Origin of the sequence: Micromonospora thermarum, from assembly GCF_012034245.1 — a bacterium.
In the GTDB taxonomy this organism is placed as follows: Bacteria; Actinomycetota; Actinomycetes; order Mycobacteriales; family Micromonosporaceae; genus Micromonospora; species Micromonospora thermarum.
Window position 1 is genome coordinate 59,994 of the sequence record NZ_JAATEO010000009.1, and the last position, 16,011, is coordinate 76,004.

The 16,011-nt window shown below is 72.1% G+C and carries 12 protein-coding genes; 8 read left to right on the forward strand and 4 right to left on the reverse strand.

The window, feature by feature from the left end; translation table 11 throughout:
• Positions 1 to 13: 13 nt before the first annotated feature.
• From HCJ94_RS10430 to polA, 5 genes are all read left to right on the forward strand, one after another.
• Positions 14 to 964 carry a branched-chain amino acid ABC transporter permease gene (locus HCJ94_RS10430; protein WP_168000777.1) on the forward strand — a complete coding sequence of 317 codons (951 nt, stop codon included), beginning with the start codon at positions 14 to 16 and terminating at the stop codon, positions 962 to 964.
• Entirely contained in the window at positions 961 to 2,121 is a 1,161-nt protein-coding gene (locus HCJ94_RS10435) for a branched-chain amino acid ABC transporter permease (protein WP_168000778.1), read from the forward strand. Before HCJ94_RS10430 ends, HCJ94_RS10435 begins: the two co-directional genes overlap by 4 nt.
• Complete coding sequence (locus tag HCJ94_RS10440; protein WP_168000779.1) at positions 2,114 to 3,034, forward strand: ABC transporter ATP-binding protein; 921 nt, start codon at positions 2,114 to 2,116, stop codon at positions 3,032 to 3,034. Before HCJ94_RS10435 ends, HCJ94_RS10440 begins: the two co-directional genes overlap by 8 nt.
• A complete protein-coding gene (locus HCJ94_RS10445; protein WP_168000780.1) occupies positions 3,024 to 3,734 on the forward strand; it encodes an ABC transporter ATP-binding protein in 711 nt (236 codons plus the stop codon). The genes HCJ94_RS10440 and HCJ94_RS10445 overlap by 11 nt, the downstream gene beginning before the upstream one ends.
• A gap of 138 nt (positions 3,735 to 3,872) precedes the next feature.
• Positions 3,873 to 6,572 (forward strand): DNA polymerase I, encoded by a 2,700-nt coding sequence (gene polA / locus HCJ94_RS10450; RefSeq protein ID WP_168000781.1) that lies wholly within the window; start codon positions 3,873 to 3,875, stop codon positions 6,570 to 6,572.
• A 4-nt stretch (positions 6,573 to 6,576) separates the two neighbouring features.
• On the opposite strand, the gene HCJ94_RS10455 is transcribed toward polA, so the two are convergent.
• The 3 genes from HCJ94_RS10455 to HCJ94_RS10465 form a co-directional block, all read right to left on the reverse strand.
• The gene (locus tag HCJ94_RS10455; protein ID WP_168000782.1) at positions 6,577 to 7,008 is read right to left on the reverse strand and encodes a DUF3140 domain-containing protein; all 432 of its coding nucleotides are present in this window, start codon (positions 7,006 to 7,008) and stop codon (positions 6,577 to 6,579) included.
• Entirely contained in the window at positions 6,995 to 7,213 is a 219-nt protein-coding gene (locus tag HCJ94_RS10460; RefSeq protein WP_155331198.1) for a hypervirulence associated TUDOR domain-containing protein, read from the reverse strand. The genes HCJ94_RS10455 and HCJ94_RS10460 overlap by 14 nt, the downstream gene beginning before the upstream one ends.
• Positions 7,214 to 7,320: 107 nt before the next feature.
• The gene (locus HCJ94_RS10465; RefSeq protein ID WP_168000783.1) at positions 7,321 to 8,127 is read right to left on the reverse strand and encodes a class I SAM-dependent methyltransferase; all 807 of its coding nucleotides are present in this window, start codon (positions 8,125 to 8,127) and stop codon (positions 7,321 to 7,323) included.
• A 481-nt stretch (positions 8,128 to 8,608) separates the two neighbouring features.
• Here HCJ94_RS10465 and rpsA point away from each other — a divergent pair, with 481 nt between their 5' ends.
• Together rpsA and coaE are read left to right on the forward strand one after the other, a co-directional pair.
• Complete coding sequence (rpsA, locus tag HCJ94_RS10470; RefSeq protein WP_168000784.1) at positions 8,609 to 10,093, forward strand: 30S ribosomal protein S1; 1,485 nt, start codon at positions 8,609 to 8,611, stop codon at positions 10,091 to 10,093.
• 327 nt (positions 10,094 to 10,420) lie between these two features.
• Positions 10,421 to 11,602, forward strand: coding sequence for a dephospho-CoA kinase (coaE, locus tag HCJ94_RS10475; protein WP_168000882.1), 1,182 nt, complete (start codon positions 10,421 to 10,423; stop codon positions 11,600 to 11,602).
• Between the two features lie 4 nt (positions 11,603 to 11,606).
• On the opposite strand, the gene HCJ94_RS10480 is transcribed toward coaE, so the two are convergent.
• On the reverse strand, positions 11,607 to 13,013 hold the full coding sequence (locus HCJ94_RS10480) for a hypothetical protein (RefSeq protein ID WP_205801020.1): 1,407 nt from the start codon (positions 13,011 to 13,013) through the stop codon (positions 11,607 to 11,609).
• 519 nt (positions 13,014 to 13,532) lie between these two features.
• On the opposite strand from HCJ94_RS10480, the gene uvrB reads away from it, so the two are divergent.
• Positions 13,533 to 15,632 (forward strand): excinuclease ABC subunit UvrB, encoded by a 2,100-nt coding sequence (gene uvrB / locus HCJ94_RS10485; protein ID WP_168000785.1) that lies wholly within the window; start codon positions 13,533 to 13,535, stop codon positions 15,630 to 15,632.
• Positions 15,633 to 16,011: the final 379 nt, after the last annotated feature.

Here is a 16,011-nt window from a genome sequence, read left to right on the forward strand (position 1 = left end):
TTTGGAGCCCCACTTGAACTTCGATGAGTTCTTCGGAAACTTTCCGGCGCTGACCATAACCGGGTTGGAGCAGGGCGCGATCTACGCGCTCGTCGCTCTCGGCTACACCCTGGTCTACGGTGTGCTGCGCCTGATCAACTTTGCCCACTCCGAGGTCTTCATGGTCGGTACCTTCACCGCCCTGTGGACGTGGGAGGCGCTGGGCTACAACCAGAACAGCCCCTCACCGGCGTTCGGTGCGCTGCTGATAGCCCTGCTGGCCGGCCTCGTCGTGGCGGCGCTGGCCTCGGCGGTGACCGCGGTGACGGTGGAGCTGGTGGCGTACCGGCCGCTGCGCAAGCGCAACGCCCCGCCGCTGGCGTTCCTCATCACCGCGATCGGCGCGTCCTTCGTGCTGGCCGAGTCGTTCGGTATCGGCACCTCCCGGGCGCCGTTCGGCATGCCCAACCTGATCCCGCAGGAGACGCTCTTCACCGTCTTCGGCGCCGCGGTCACCAACGTCCAGCTGATCATCCTCGGGGTGACGCTGGTGATGATGGTCGGCCTGGACCAGTTCGTGAACCGCAGCCGGCTCGGCCGCGGCATCCGCGCGGTGGCCCAGGACGCGGACACCGCCGCGCTGATGGGCGTCAACAAGAACCGGGTCATCCTGCTGGTGTTCGTGCTCGGCGGTCTGATGGCCGGTGTCGCGGCGCTGCTGTGGAACGTCCGGTACGGCTACACCAAGTTCAACGTCGGCTTCCTCATCGGGCTGAAGGCCTTCGCGGCCGCGGTCCTCGGCGGTATCGGCAACCTGCGCGGCGCGCTGCTCGGTGGCCTGCTGCTCGGGGTGGCGGAGAACTACGCGGCGGGCCTGTTCGGTGGCGACTGGAAGGACTTCACCGGTTTCGTGCTGCTGGTCGTGTTGCTGATGTTCCGGCCGACCGGTCTGCTCGGTGAATCACTCGGGAGGGCGCGCGCATGACCGCCACCGCAGAAAAGGGACGGGGACGGCTCGCCGGCATGAAGGAGCGCTGGGCGCACCTGCCCAAGCAGGTGCGCTGGGCGGGGATCGCGGCGCTGATCGCCTTCCTCTACATCCTGCCCAACCGCTGGTTCTACGAGTACCTCGGTTTCCCGATCGGCAGCGAGTACTTCGCCTTCTACACCACCCGGTCGGACTTCGCCGGCGTGCTCTTCGACACCGCGGTGTTCGTGCTGCTGGCCGTTGGTCTCAACGTCGTGGTCGGCTTCGCCGGCCTGCTCGACCTGGGCTACTTCGGCTTCTACGCGCTCGGCGCGTACACGGTGGCGTTGCTGACGTCGCCGGAGAGCCGGTTCGGGACCGAGTGGCCGTGGCTGGCGGCGGTGCCGCTGGCGGTCATGGTGACGATGGTCTCCGGTGTCATCCTCGGCGGCCCGACGCTGCGCCTGCGCGGCGACTACCTGGCCATCGTCACGCTCGGCTTCGCCGAGATGATCCGGCTCTACGCCGCGCGTAACGAGGGCATCCTCCAGGGGCAGCGGGGCATCCCCGCGGTCCCGCATCCGCCGGGCACCGGCACGGACGGCAAGCCGCTGTTCGGCGTGGTGGACGCCAAGCCGTACTACTGGCTGATGCTCACCCTCATCCTCATCGTCATCCTGCTGGTGCGGAACCTGGCGAACAGCCGGGTCGGCCGGGCCTGGGTGGCGGTCCGCGAGGACGAGGACGCGGCCGAGATCATGGGCGTGCCGACGTTCAAGTACAAGCTGTGGGCGTTCGCCATCGGCGCCGCCGTCGCCGGCCTGACCGGTGCGGTGTTCGCCGGAAAGCAGACGTTCATCAACTCGGACCAGTTCCTGCTGGAGAGCTCGATCCTGGTGCTCGCGGCGGTCATCCTGGGTGGTGCCGGCAACATCAAGGGAGCGATCGTCGGCGGTGCCCTCACCTGGTACCTGCCGGAGTGGCTGCGGGGCGTCGGCGATCTGGTCGGCGTCGAGTTCGACGCGGCCGAGTACCGGATCCTCGTGTTCGGTCTGGTCATCATCGTCATGATGATCTTCCGTCCGCAGGGTCTGGTGCCCAACCGGCGGCGGGCGGCCGAGTTCGCCGACCGGCGCAAGGAAGTGGTTCCCCAGGAGACGGTGCCCAATGAGTGACCCGCAGATGCACAGCGAGCGCGATGTAACCAGCGAGCGGGACATCGCCGACGACGCGCGGACCACGATCGGCGTGCCGCCGGAGAAGGGTCCGGCCGAGCCGGCCGAGGTCACCCCGGCCGGGCCGGACGCCGCGGGCCGGGAGCCGTTGCTGGAGGTCGACCACGTCACGCTGCGCTTCGGCGGCGTGGTGGCCCTCAACGACGTCAACTTCACCCTCTACAAGGGGGAGATCCTCGGCCTGATCGGCCCGAACGGCGCCGGCAAGACGACCTGCTTCAACGCGATGACCGGCGTCTACCGGCCCACCGAGGGCGAGATCCGGTTCAAGGGGGAGCGGGTCAGCGGCAAGCGGCGGTCGTGGATCACCAAGGCCGGCATCGCCCGTACCTTCCAGAACATCCGGCTGTTCCCGGAGATGACCGCGCTGGAGAACGTGATGGTGGGCGCGGACGTCCACCACAAGACCAGCGTGATCTCCGCGATGCTGCGGCTGCCCCGCCACTGGCGCGAGGAGAAGCAGGGCCGGGAGAAGGCCCACGAGCTGCTGCGCTTCGTCGGTATCGACCGCCGCGCCGACGATCTGGCCCGCAACCTGTCGTACGGTGAGCAGCGCCGGCTGGAGATCGCCCGGGCTCTCGCCACCGACCCGGCCCTGCTCTGCCTGGACGAGCCGGCCGCCGGCTTCACCCCGGCGGAGAAGGAGGAGCTGCTCGGCCTGATCCGCAAGATCCGTGACCAGGGGGTCACGGTGCTGCTGATCGAGCACGACATGCGGCTGGTGATGGGCGTGACGGACCGGATCGTGGTGCTGGAGTTCGGCAAGAAGATCGCCGAGGGCCTGCCGGCCGAGGTCCGGGAGGACCCGAACGTGATCGCCGCGTACCTGGGGGTGCCGACCGATGCTGCTTGAGATCAACGACCTGACCCTGCTGTACGGGCGGATCCAGGCGCTGCACGGGATCAGCCTGCGCGTCAACGAGGGCGAGGTGGTGGCGCTGATCGGCGCCAACGGCGCCGGCAAGACCACCACCATGCGCGCGATCTCCGGCCTGCGGCCGGTGGCGTCGGGCTCGATCGTGTTCGACGGCACCGACGTCACCCGGATGCGCGCCGACCTGCGGGTGATCCGGGGCATCGGGCAGGCGCCCGAGGGCCGGGGCGTGTTCCCCGGCATGACCGTCATGGAGAACCTGGAGATGGGGGCGTACACCCGCCGGGACCGGAGCGAGATCAACAAGGATCTCGACATGGTGCTGGACCTGTTCCCCCGGCTCGCCGAGCGGCGCAAGCAGCCCGGCGGCACGCTGTCCGGCGGTGAGCAGCAGATGCTGGCGGTCGGCCGGGCCCTGATGGCCCGTCCGCGGCTGCTGCTGCTGGACGAGCCGTCGATGGGGCTCGCGCCGAAGCTGATCCAGCAGATCTTCGAGATCATCACGCGGATCAACGAGCAGGGCACCACGATCCTGCTGGTGGAGCAGAACGCGCAGCAGGCGCTCTCCCGGGCCCACCGGGGGTACGTGCTGGAGACCGGCCGGATCGTCAAGGAGGGCACCGGCGAGGCCCTCCTGCACGACCCGGCGGTCAAGGAGGCGTACCTCGGCGTGGCCTGAGGCCCGTCCGGTCCGCGCGGCCGGCCGCCCCCACCGTGGGGGCGGCCGGCCGCCGGCTTTGTGCCCGGTCGTCGTGCTTCGGGCGCGGCGCGGTGCCGGCGGGCGGCCTTGTCGGTGGTACGGACTAGAGTCGCCACCGTGACAGCTACGACGCCGCGCCTGCTCCTCGTCGACGGACACTCCCTGGCCTACCGGGCGTTCTTCGCCCTGCCGGTGGAGAACTTCTCCACCACGACGGGCCAGCCGACCAACGCGGTCTACGGCTTCACCTCCATGCTGATCAACGTGCTGCGCGACGAGCAGCCGACGCACATCGTCGTGGCGTTCGACGTGTCCCGGCGCTCGTTCCGCACCGAGAAGTACGCGGAGTACAAGGCCGGCCGCAGCGAGACCCCGACCGACTTCAAGGGGCAGGTCAGCCTGGTCAAGGAGGTCCTGGCGGCGCTGCGCATCCCGGTGGTCGAGAAGGAGGGCTACGAGGCCGACGACGTCATCGCGACCCTCGCCTGCCAGGCCCGCGACCAGGGCATGTCGGTGCTGATCACCACCGGCGACCGGGACGCGTTCCAGCTGGTCGGCGACAACATCACCGTGCTGTACCCGCGCAAGGGCGTCTCCGACCTCGCACGGATGGACCCGGCGGCGGTCGAGGCGAAGTACGGCGTCCCGCCGGAGCGCTACCGCGACCTGGCCGCGCTGGTCGGCGAGACGAGCGACAACCTGCCCGGCATCCCCGGCGTCGGCCCGAAGACCGCCGCCAAGTGGATCACCACGTACGGCGGGGTGGACGGCGTCGTCGCCCGCGCCGACGAGATCAAGGGCAAGGCCGGCGACAGCCTGCGGGAGCGGCTCGCCGACGTGATCCGCAACTACGAGATCAACTGCCTGGTGTCCGACCTGGAGCTGCCGCTGCGCCCGGAGGACGCCCGTTGGGCCGGGTGGGACCGGGAGGCGGTGCACCAGGTCTTCGACACGCTGGAGTTCCGCATCCTGCGCGACCGGCTCTACCAGTACCTGGAGGCCGTCGAGCCGGAGGCCGAGGTCGGCTTCGACCTGGCCGGCGAGATGCTGACCGAGCCGGGCGCGCTCGCCGCCTGGCTGGGCACGCACGCACCGGCGGGCACGCCGGTCGGCGTCGCCGTCACGCTGGACACCGGCCCCAACCGGCGGCACACCGCCTCGGTGACCGGGATGGCCCTGGCCACCGCCGCCGGCGCCGGGGCCTGGTTCGACCCGGCCCGGCTGGACGCCGCCGACGAGGCCGCCCTGGCCGGGTGGCTCGCCGACGGGACCCGCCCCAAGGTGCTGCACGACAGCAAGCCGGCGGTGCTCGCGTTCGCCGCCCACGGCTGGTCACTGGAGGGCATCGCCCGCGACACGCAGATCGCCGCGTACCTGGCCCGGCCCGACCAGCGGTCGTACGACCTGACCGACCTGGCGCTGCGCTACCTGCACCGCGAGCTGCGGGTCGACACGCCGGACACCGGCCAGCTCACCTTCGACGGCCTCGGCAACGACGGCGAGGCCGAGCAGAACCTGATGCTCCGGGCCCGGGCCACCCTCGACCTGGCCGACGCCATCGACGCCGAGCTGTCGCGGGACGGGGAGCAGTCGGCCCGGCTGATGGCCGGGGTGGAACTGCCCCTCATGCGGGTGCTCGCCGGCATGGAGCGGATCGGCATCGGCGCCGACACGCAGTACCTGTCCGAGCTGGAGGCGCACTTCGCCGCCGAGGTGAAGGCCGCCGCGCAGGGCGCGTACGAGGCGGTGGGGCGGGAGTTCAACCTGGGCTCGCCGAAGCAGCTCCAGGAGATCCTCTTCGGCGAGCTGGGCCTGCCCAAGACCAAGAAGATCAAGACCGGCTACACGACCGACGCCGACGCCCTCCAGTGGCTCTACGCGCAGAACCCGCACCCGGTGCTCGCGCACCTGCTGCGCCACCGCGACGTGGCCAAGCTCAAGACCACCGTGGACGGCCTGCTCAAGTCGGTCTCCGACGACGGCCGCATCCACACCACGTTCAACCAGACGGTGGCGGCGACCGGCCGGCTGTCGTCGACCGAGCCGAACCTGCAGAACATCCCGATCCGCACCGAGGAGGGGCGGCGGATCCGCCGGGCCTTCGTGGTGGGCGAGGGGTACGAGTGCCTGCTCACCGCCGACTACAGCCAGATCGAGATGCGCATCATGGCGCACCTGTCGTCGGACGACGCCCTGATCGACGCGTTCAACTCCGGCGCCGACTTCCACGCCGCCACCGCCTCGTCGGTGTTCCAGGTCCCGGTCGACGCGGTCACCGCCGACCAGCGGCGCAAGATCAAGGCCATGAACTACGGCCTGGCGTACGGGCTGAGCGCGTTCGGCCTCTCCCAGCAGCTCGGCATCACCACCGAGGAGGCGCGGGCCCTCATGGAGGACTACTTCGCCGGGTTCGGCGGGGTGCGTGACTACCTCCAGGAGGTGGTGGCCCGGGCCCGCCACGACGGGTACACCGAGACGATCCTGGGCCGCCGCCGCTACCTGCCCGACCTGGGCAGTGACAACCGGCAGCGGCGGGACATGGCCGAGCGGATGGCGCTCAACGCCCCGATCCAGGGCTCGGCCGCCGACATCATCAAGGTCGCGATGCTGCACGTCGACACGGCGCTGCGCGAGGCCGGGCTGCGCTCCCGGATGCTGCTCCAGGTGCACGACGAGCTGGTCTTCGAGGTGGCCCCCGGTGAGCGGGAGACCCTGGAGGCGCTGGTCCGGCGCGAGATGGGTGGGGCGTACCCGCTGTCGGTGCCGTTGGAGGTCTCCGTCGGCGAGGGCCGGGACTGGAACAGCGCCGACCACTGATCCGTCAGCGTCCCGGCCCCCGGCGCTCCTTCGGCGGGGTGCCGTGCCGCTCCAGGGCCTTCCGGGACGGGCCACCCGGCGGCGGCAGCGGGCCCTTCACCGGGTCGTGACCCCAGTTCATCAGGGAGTACCGCCACCGCGTCGCGCGGACGTCACCGCTCGGCCGCTGGGCCATGTGGCGGCGGACGTACCCGACGACCTTGCGCATGTGCTTGTAGTCGGCCTCGGACAGGTCGCCGCGCCTGCGCCGCAGCAGGTCGACGATCTTCCGGCCGGACTCGTGGCCGACGGTCTCGCCGCCCCCGCCGCCCTTCCGCCGCCAGCCGACGTGCTTGGACTCCTCGGTGTCCAGCCACGTGGACAGCTCGCCGGGCTTCATGTTCACCGCCTCGGTGAACTCCCGATAGGTGTCCCGGTCCCGGTCACCGCCGCTCATGGCGCAGCGCCTCCGGCCGGTGGGCGACGTCCCGCCCCGAGTGGTCGTTGCGGATCCGGTACTGCGGGTCCTCCGGTGACGCGTCGACGGTGTGCCCGCGTACGTGTGTCCGGTCGATGAGCTTCTCCTTGACCACGCCGTGGGCCCGGCCGCTGTGGCTGGCCCAGGACACGTGGTCACCCTCGCGGAACTCCTGCTTGGCCATGCCGCCCGGGTACCCGGAGGACATGGGCGGAAACGACCGCCGGGCGGGGTCGGGATCGGTCAGCTACGCGCTGCCGCGGCCACGGCTCGTACCGGCGCCCCGTGTCCTCACGCCTCCGGTTTCTCGGTGACGAAGATGGCGGTCCCGGGGAAGAGCCGGCCGCGCAGCGGGCTCCACTGGCCCCAGATCCCCTCGTGCCCCTCCGGCCACTCCGGCTCGACCAGGTCGACCAGCCGGAAGCCCGCGCCCACCAGCTCCCGGATCCGGTCGCCGAGCGTCCGGTGCTGCTCGACGTACGTGGCGACGCCGTGCTCGTCCTGCTCCACGTAGGGGGAGCGGTCGAAGTACGAGTGCACGGCGGTCAGCCCGTGCTCGCCCGGGTCGTCGAGGAAGATCCAGCGCATCGGGTGGGTCACGGAGAACACCCAACGGCCCCCGGGGCGCAGGACCCGGGCGACCTCCCGCATGACGGCCGCCGAGTCGGCGACGAACGGGACCGCGCCGAACGCCGTGCACACCACGTCGAACGCGGCGTCGGCGAACGGCAGCGCGAGCGCGTCGGCCTGCACCAGCGGCACGCGTACCCCGGTGCGGTCGGCGGCGAGCGCCGCGTGCCGCAACATGCCGGCGGACAGGTCCAGGGCGACCGGCCGCGCCCCCTGCGTGGCGAGCCAGCGGGCCGCGGCGGCGGCCCCGGCCCCCAGTTCCAGTACGCGCCGTCCGGCCAGCTCGCCGAGGAGGCGTACGTCCGCCTCGCGGAGCCCCTCGGGACACCAGACGAAGTCCACCTCGCCCAGGAACGCCCCGTGCTCGGCCTGGTACGCGTCGGCGTCGCCGTCCCACCAGCGGCGGTTGGCGCGGCGCGCCTCGGCGTCGCCGACGGTGCGGCGGGCCACCCGGCTGTCGTCGTCCACCCGCTCACGCTAGGCGGCGACCCGGCGCCGGCGGCCGGCGGGTCCGCCCGTACGTCGGCCGGAGCCGTGCCCCCTCGCCGTCCCGGCCGTCCCGCCGTGCCCGCGGTGCCGGGCGTGCCGCCGTCTCGCCGGTTGGCCTCCGATCGTGCGGCGGTCGTCGGCGCGTCCTACCCTTGACCCTGGGCCTGGTGTGACTCGCGTGACACCCGGGGTGACTTCCGGCCGAAATCTCCGCTTTCGCAGCTGACGAGGTCGCGGTGAGGTGGGAGGGCTTGCACGCTGTGGTAATGCAGCGGGTAGGCTAGACGATGCGCTCGCGGATCGTGTGCCTCGGCAGGGAGCAGGTGCGCGGTCGACGGAGCCACATCATGATCCCCATCAGCGATCGTAGGGTGTGCCCGGCGGCGGATCCGCTGGCGCGAACAGGTCACCGCGGCCCACGTCCGTGATGACAACCCATCCGACCGGAGCAACCGCCCACATGACGAGCAGCATCGAGGCCCCCTCGAGCGCCACCAAGGTCACCGTCGACGATCTCGGTTCCGAGGAGGCTTTCCTCGCCGCGATCGACGAGACCATCAAGTACTTCAACGACGGCGACATTGTCGAAGGCACCGTCGTCAAGGTCGATCGGGACGAGGTCCTGCTCGACATCGGCTACAAGACCGAGGGTGTCATCCCCTCTCGGGAGCTGTCGATCAAGCACGACGTGGACCCGGCCGAGGTCGTCTCGGTTGGCGACCACATCGAGGCCCTTGTCCTCCAGAAGGAGGACAAGGAGGGGCGTCTGATCCTCTCGAAGAAGCGCGCGCAGTACGAGCGGGCCTGGGGCACGATCGAGAAGATCAAGGACGAGGACGGCGTCGTCCGCGGTTCGGTCATCGAGGTGGTCAAGGGTGGCCTCATCCTCGACATCGGGCTGCGCGGCTTCCTGCCCGCCTCCCTGGTCGAGATGCGGCGGGTGCGTGACCTGCAGCCGTACGTCGGCCGCGAGCTCGAGGCCAAGATCATCGAGCTGGACAAGAACCGCAACAACGTGGTTTTGTCCCGCCGTGCCTGGCTGGAGCAGACGCAGTCCGAGGTGCGCACCGAGTTCCTCAACAAGCTTCAGAAGGGCCAGGTCCGCAAGGGCGTCGTGTCCTCGATCGTCAACTTCGGCGCCTTCGTCGACCTGGGCGGCGTGGACGGCCTGGTGCACGTCTCCGAGCTGTCCTGGAAGCACATCGACCACCCGTCCGAGGTCGTCGAGGTGGGCCAGGAGGTCGAGGTCGAGGTCCTGGACGTCGACCTGGACCGCGAGCGGGTCTCGCTGTCGCTGAAGGCGACCCAGGAGGACCCGTGGCGGCAGTTCGCCCGCACCCACGCGATCCAGCAGATCGTGCCCGGTAAGGTCACCAAGCTGGTGCCGTTCGGCGCGTTCGTCCGGGTCGACGACGGCATCGAGGGCCTGGTCCACATCTCCGAGCTGGCCGAGCGTCACGTGGAGATCCCGGAGCAGGTCGTGCAGGTCGGCTCCGAGGTCATGGTCAAGGTCATCGACATCGACCTGGAGCGCCGCCGGATCTCGCTGTCGCTGAAGCAGGCCAACGAGGGCTTCGTCGAGGGCGAGGAGCACTTCGACCCGACCCTCTACGGCATGGCCGCGACCTACGACGCCGAGGGCAACTACATCTACCCGGAGGGCTTCGACCCGGAGACCGGCGAGTGGCTCGAGGGGTACGAGAAGCAGCGCGAGACCTGGGAGACGCAGTACGCCGAGGCGCGTCAGCGCTGGGAGGCCCACCAGAAGCAGGTGCAGACCTCCCGCGCCGCCGACGCCGAGGCGGCCGCCGCCCCGGCCCCGGCCGCCGGCACCACCACCACGATCAGCCCGGCCCCGAGCCGGCAGGCCGAGGAGCCGGCCGGCACCCTCGCCACCGACGAGGCGCTCGCCGCGCTGCGGGAGAAGCTCGCCGGCGGCAAGTGAGCCGAACGACAACTCCGGCCCGGCGCGGCTGACGCCGCGCAGCGCCCGGAACCGTCGCTGACGACGGGCCCCGTCCCCGCGATCGACAGATCGCCGGGGGCGGGGCCCTCGCCGTTTCCCCGCCGGCCCATCGACCGTCCGGCCCTGCCCCGCCGTGCCGGGCAGCACGGCACCTGATGGACACCGGAATGCGGGATGTCGGCCTGTTCGTCCGCGATGACGGCACCCCGCGCCCGCGGCCCCCGGCCCCGCACCGGCGGGATGCCGTACGGCGAGTGGATCACGGCCCGGTTTGGCAGCCCGGCGATGATCCGGTTGACTGGTGCCGTGCTGAAGGTGGGATTGACGGGCGGGATCGGTTCCGGCAAGAGCGCGGTCGCCTCCCGGCTGGCCGAGCGCGGCGCCGTGGTCGTCGACTCCGACCGGATCGCCCGGGATGTCGTCGCACCGGGCACCGAGGGGCTCGCCGAGATCGTCGCCGCCTTCTCCGAGCGGGTGCTCGGCCCCGACGGCGCGCTCGACCGCGCCGCGCTGGGCGCCGTGGTCTTCGCCGACGAGGCCGCCCGCCGGACGCTGGAGTCGATCACCCACCCGCGGGTCCGGGCCCGCAGCGCCGAACTGGTCGCCGCGGCGGCGCCGGACGCGATCGTCGTCAACGACGTGCCGCTGCTGGTGGAGGTGGGGCTCGCGCCCACGTACCACCTGGTGGTCGTGGCGGAGACGGCCGTGCCGACGCGGCTGGAGCGGCTGGCGCGGGACCGGGGGATGGACCCGGCGGAGGCCCGGCGGCGGATCGCCGCGCAGGCCGACGACACCCGCCGCCGGGCGGCGGCCGACGTGGTGCTCACCAACGACGGCACCCTCGCCGACCTGCACGCCGCGGTCGACGCGCTGTGGACGGACCGGTTGCTGCCCTACGAGGCCAACGTCCGCGAACGGCGGGCGGTCCGACCGCCGCGGGTCGAACTGATCGAGGCGGACCCGACGTGGCCGCTGCAGTACGCGCGCCTGGCCGCCCGGATCCGGCACGCCGTCGCCCCGGCCGACCTCCGCATCGACCACATCGGCTCGACGGCCGTTCCCGGCCTGGCCGCCAAGGATGTGATCGACATCCAGCTCACCGTGCCGCGCCTCGCCGACGCCGACGGGCCGCTGGCCGAGTGTCTCGCCGACGCGGGTTTCCCGCGCCTGCCCGGCGAGTGGTGGGACACACCCCGGCTGCCCGGCGACGACCGGTGGGAGAAGCGGCTGCACGGCAGCGCTGACCCGGCCCGGCCGGTGTACCTGCACATCCGCGAAGCCGGTACGCCCGGCTGGCGGTACGCGCTGCTGATGCGGGACCACCTGCGGGCGGATCCCGACCAGCGGGCCGCGTACCTGCTGCTCAAGCGCGAGCTGGCCGCTTCCGCGCCGGACGCCGCCACCTACTCGACGGCGAAGGACCCGTGGTTCGACGAGGAGCACCTGCGGGCCGAGGAGTGGGCCGTGCAGACCGGCTGGCGGCCCTGACCGGTCACCGCCCGCCCGCCACCCCGGTCGTGGTGGAGCGCGTGGCGTCCAGTCGGGGCACCGACCCCGGCACCAGGTCGAGCTGCGCCCATGTGTCCGCCCGGGTCCGCAGCTCCAGCCGGCGCAGCAGGCCCGACCGGTCGACCCAGTAGCGCAGGTGCGCGCCGGACGCCCGCAGCTCCACCACGTCGACGCTCGTCCCGGCGAGACTGTCCCCGCGGATCCGTCGGATGGTGCCGGTGGGTGTGCTCGCGCCGGCCCGCAGGGCGGCCGCCACGAGCGCGGTGAGGTCGTCGGCGGGGGCGGCCCGCCAGCCGCGCGCCGGCACCGGCAGCGGCGGGCGTCCGGGTGCCTCCACGGCGCCGGGGACGGTGGCAGCCGGGACGTCCGTCCGGGTCGCGCGTCCCCCGTCGTGCCGCACCAGCGTCCGTCGCGCGGGCACGGCGAGGTCTCCGACGACCAGGTACGCGTCGCGCCCGTTCCAGGTGAGCCAGCCGGCGCCGCGCAGGTTCGTGCCCGGGCCGAGGGGCGCGGTGAGCGTGACGGTCGCCCCGCCCACGCCGCGCAGGCGCGCGGGGAGCCGCTCCAGGCGGCGCCGCTCGGTGGCGGTGAGCGTCCGGGGCGTCCCGGGCCGGCCGCCCAACGCGTCCACCGGGCGCAGCGTGGGCCGGTCGGCGCGGTGGAGCTGCACGGTGACCGGGCCGGCACCCGGCAGTGGAACCTCCAGCCGGTGCAGCCGGGCATCGCGGTCCACCCACCAGCGCCCGGCCGGGACCGCCGGCGGGGACGCGCCGGGGGGCGCCGGCAGCGGCGCCTCCAGGACGTCCAGCCGTTCGGCCGCCACGTCGGCCCGGGCGGTCCAGCGCGCCGTGTCGGGGGCCGGCGCGTCGGGGCGGTCGGCCGCGAGCCGGAACAGCAGGTCGAGGACCGGGGCGAGGCGCCCGTCGGCGGGCAGCGCGGCCAGGCGCCACCGGTCGACGGGCGGCACCAGGGGCGGGGGCGCCGGGGTCGGTACGGCGGCAGGGTCCGGCCGCAGGACCACCGTCGACGGCGTGGCCTGGAGAAGCCCTCGTTCGGTGCCCGCGCCCGGTCCACCCACGTCGAGGTAGACCAGGGGGCGGGACCAGTCCACCCAGCCGACCAGTTCGGTGCGCTCGGCGCCGGTCCCCGCCGTCACGCGCACCCCGGCCCGCAGGTCGCGGTAGTTGGTGACGCGCACCGCCGCGAGCCGCGTCCGCTCCTCGGCGGTCAGCGTGCGGGGCGGGTCCGACGGTTCGGGCGCCCAGCTCAGCAGCCCGACGACCAGGGCGGCGGCGGAGACCAGGGCCACCGCCGCGAGCACCAGGAGGGTGGTGCGGCGGCGGCCGGTGACCACCCGGGGAAGGTGACCGGTCTGCGTGCCGTCGGGCACCGGGCGGTGGGGGGCCGGGGGAGGGACGCCGCCGGGTGTCCGGCGCCGGCGGGCGCCGGGTGACGATGCCGGGGTGCGGCGACCGCCGGTCGGTGCCGTGCCGCCGGTCGTTGGCGGCGGCTCCGGGTCGGCCTCAGGGTCGACCGCGTGCGGAGCGCGGCCGGTGACCGGGCGGCGCTCGGTTTCCGGTGGCGTGCGGCGGGGACGGGCGGAGGACTCCACGCGAGGTTGAACGGAATTCACCGCCCGGGGGTGACGAGCAGGGGCGCTCGCGGCGGCCGGTCAGCGCTGTCAGCGCGACCACGTCGGGTGCGCACGCCGGAGACGGGTGCTGCGACCCCCTGTGCCGGGGGCGGCCGGCCGTCGAGGGCCCGGCCACCGGCCCGGTCGGCCGCCGCGAGCGGCCTACGCGAAAAGCGTAGTCCTGTGGGATGGGGCACACAATGGGGATATCGAAGCCGATCACGGACGGTCGGTAGTCGGCCCGGAGTGTCGGACCCCGGGCGTACCGTGGGTGTCATGGCGCTCGACATTCCCCGGCTCGACGGCCGCTTCCAGGTCGTCAGTGAGTTCCAGCCGGCCGGTGACCAGCCGGCCGCGATCGACGACCTGGAGCGGCGGGTCCGGCGCGGCGACCGCCACACGGTGCTGCTCGGTGCGACCGGCACCGGCAAGAGCGCCACGACGGCGTGGCTCATCGAGCGGTTGCAGCGCCCCACGCTCGTGCTGGCCCCCAACAAGACGCTCTGCGCCCAGCTGGCGAAGGAGTTCAGCGAGCTGCTCCCGGACAACGCGGTGGAGTACTTCGTCTCCTACTACGACTACTACCAGCCCGAGGCGTACATCCCGCAGACCGACACCTACATCGAGAAGGACTCCTCGATCAACGAGGAGGTCGAGCGGCTGCGCCACTCGGCGACCATGTCGCTGCTGACCCGCCGCGACGTGGTGGTGGTCGCCACCGTCTCGGCGATCTACGGCCTGGGCACCCCCGAGGAATACCTGGACCGCGCCGTCCGGGTCGCCGTCGGCCAGGAGCTCGACCGGGACCAGTTGCTGCGCCGCCTCGTCGACATCCAGTACACGCGCAACGACATGGCCTTCCAGCGGGGCACGTTCCGCGTGCGCGGCGACACCCTGGAGATCATCCCGGCGTACGAGGAGCTGGCGGTCCGGATCGAGCTGTTCGGCGACGAGGTGGAGAAGCTCTACTACCTCAACCCGCTCACCGGCGACGTCGTCCGCGAGGTCGACCACCTGCTGATCTTCCCGGCGACGCACTACGCCGCCGGCCCCGAGCGGATGGAGCGGGCGATCCGCGACATCGAGACCGAGCTGGGCGAGCGGCTGGCCGAGCTGGAGCGGCAGGGCAAGCTGCTGGAGGCGCAGCGGCTGCGGATGCGCACCACGTACGACATCGAGATGATGCGGCAGGTCGGCTTCTGCTCCGGCATCGAGAACTACTCGATGCACATCGACGGCCGGTTGCCCGGCAGCCCGCCGCACTGCCTCCTCGACTACTTCCCGGACGACTTCCTCACCGTCGTCGACGAGTCGCACGTGACGATCCCGCAGATCGGCGGCATGTACGAGGGCGACGCCTCCCGCAAGCGGATGCTCATCGACCACGGCTTCCGGCTGCCCAGCGCCGCCGACAACCGGCCGCTGCGCTTCGACGAGTTCCTGGAGCGGGTCGGCCAGATGGTCTTCCTCTCCGCCACTCCGGGGTCGTGGGAGATGGAGCACGCCCAGGGCGAGTACGTGGAGCAGGTGATCCGCCCGACCGGCCTGGTCGATCCGGAGGTCGTCGTCAAGCCGACCAAGGGCCAGATCGACGATCTCATGCACGAGATCAAGCTGCGCACCGAGCGGGACGAGCGGGTGCTGGTCACCACGCTGACCAAGAAGATGGCCGAGGACCTGTCGGACTACCTCCTGGAGAACGGCATCCGCGTGCGCTACCTGCACTCCGAGGTGGACACGCTGCGCCGGGTCGAGCTGCTGCGCGAGCTGCGCAAGGGTGACTACGACGTGCTGGTCGGCATCAACCTGCTGCGCGAGGGCCTCGATCTGCCCGAGGTGTCGCTGGTCGCCATCCTCGACGCCGACAAGGAGGGCTTCCTGCGCAGTGGCCGGTCGCTGATCCAGACGATCGGCCGCGCGGCGCGGAACGTCTCCGGTCAGGTCCACATGTACGCGGACAAGATCACTCCGTCGATGGCGGAGGCGATCGAGGAGACGAACCGGCGGCGGGCGAAGCAGATCGCGCACAACGAGGCGAACGGCATCAGCCCGGAGCCGCTGCGCAAGAAGATCCACGACATCCTCGACGACATCTACCGGGAGGCGGAGGACACCGACACCCGGGTCGGCGGTGCGGTGCGGCAGCTCTCCCGGGGCAAGGCGCCGGTCAAGGAGACCCGCAGCCGGGGTCGGGCCGCCGGCCCGGCCCGGGAGGGCATGGCGCGGGCCGAGCTGGCCGAGCTGATCCAGGAGCTCAACGACCAGATGCTCGCCGCCGCGCGGGAGCTGCAGTTCGAGCTGGCGGCCCGGATCCGCGACGAGATCGCCGAGCTGAAGAAGGAGCTGCGGGGCATGGACGCCGCCGGCGTGAAGTAACGGCCGGGGGCCGGCACGTACCGCCTCTGAGGCGGGGCGCCGGGGCCGGGCGGTGGACGGGAAGACCGCCTAGGTTGCGTTGCGCAAGCGAGCTATTGCGTTGGGTGACCGCCGTGCGTACTCTCCCTCGATGGGGAGGAACGACTAGTGGTGGGTCGCTCGGTGGGCAAACTGTGGCGGTCGGCGGGAAAAAGCCGGTTTGCGGCTCGTCCGCTCCCATCCGGGCAGCGATACTTCGACGACTCCGATGTGCGCACGGTGCCGCAGCCAGGCTTTGATACCGCCTGGCGAAATGTCGTGGTGCATTGCCCGATCTCCTCGCCCGGCCAGAATGCCGACCTGGCCTCGCAGGTGCGTCGACGCAGCGGGTCTGCCCGGC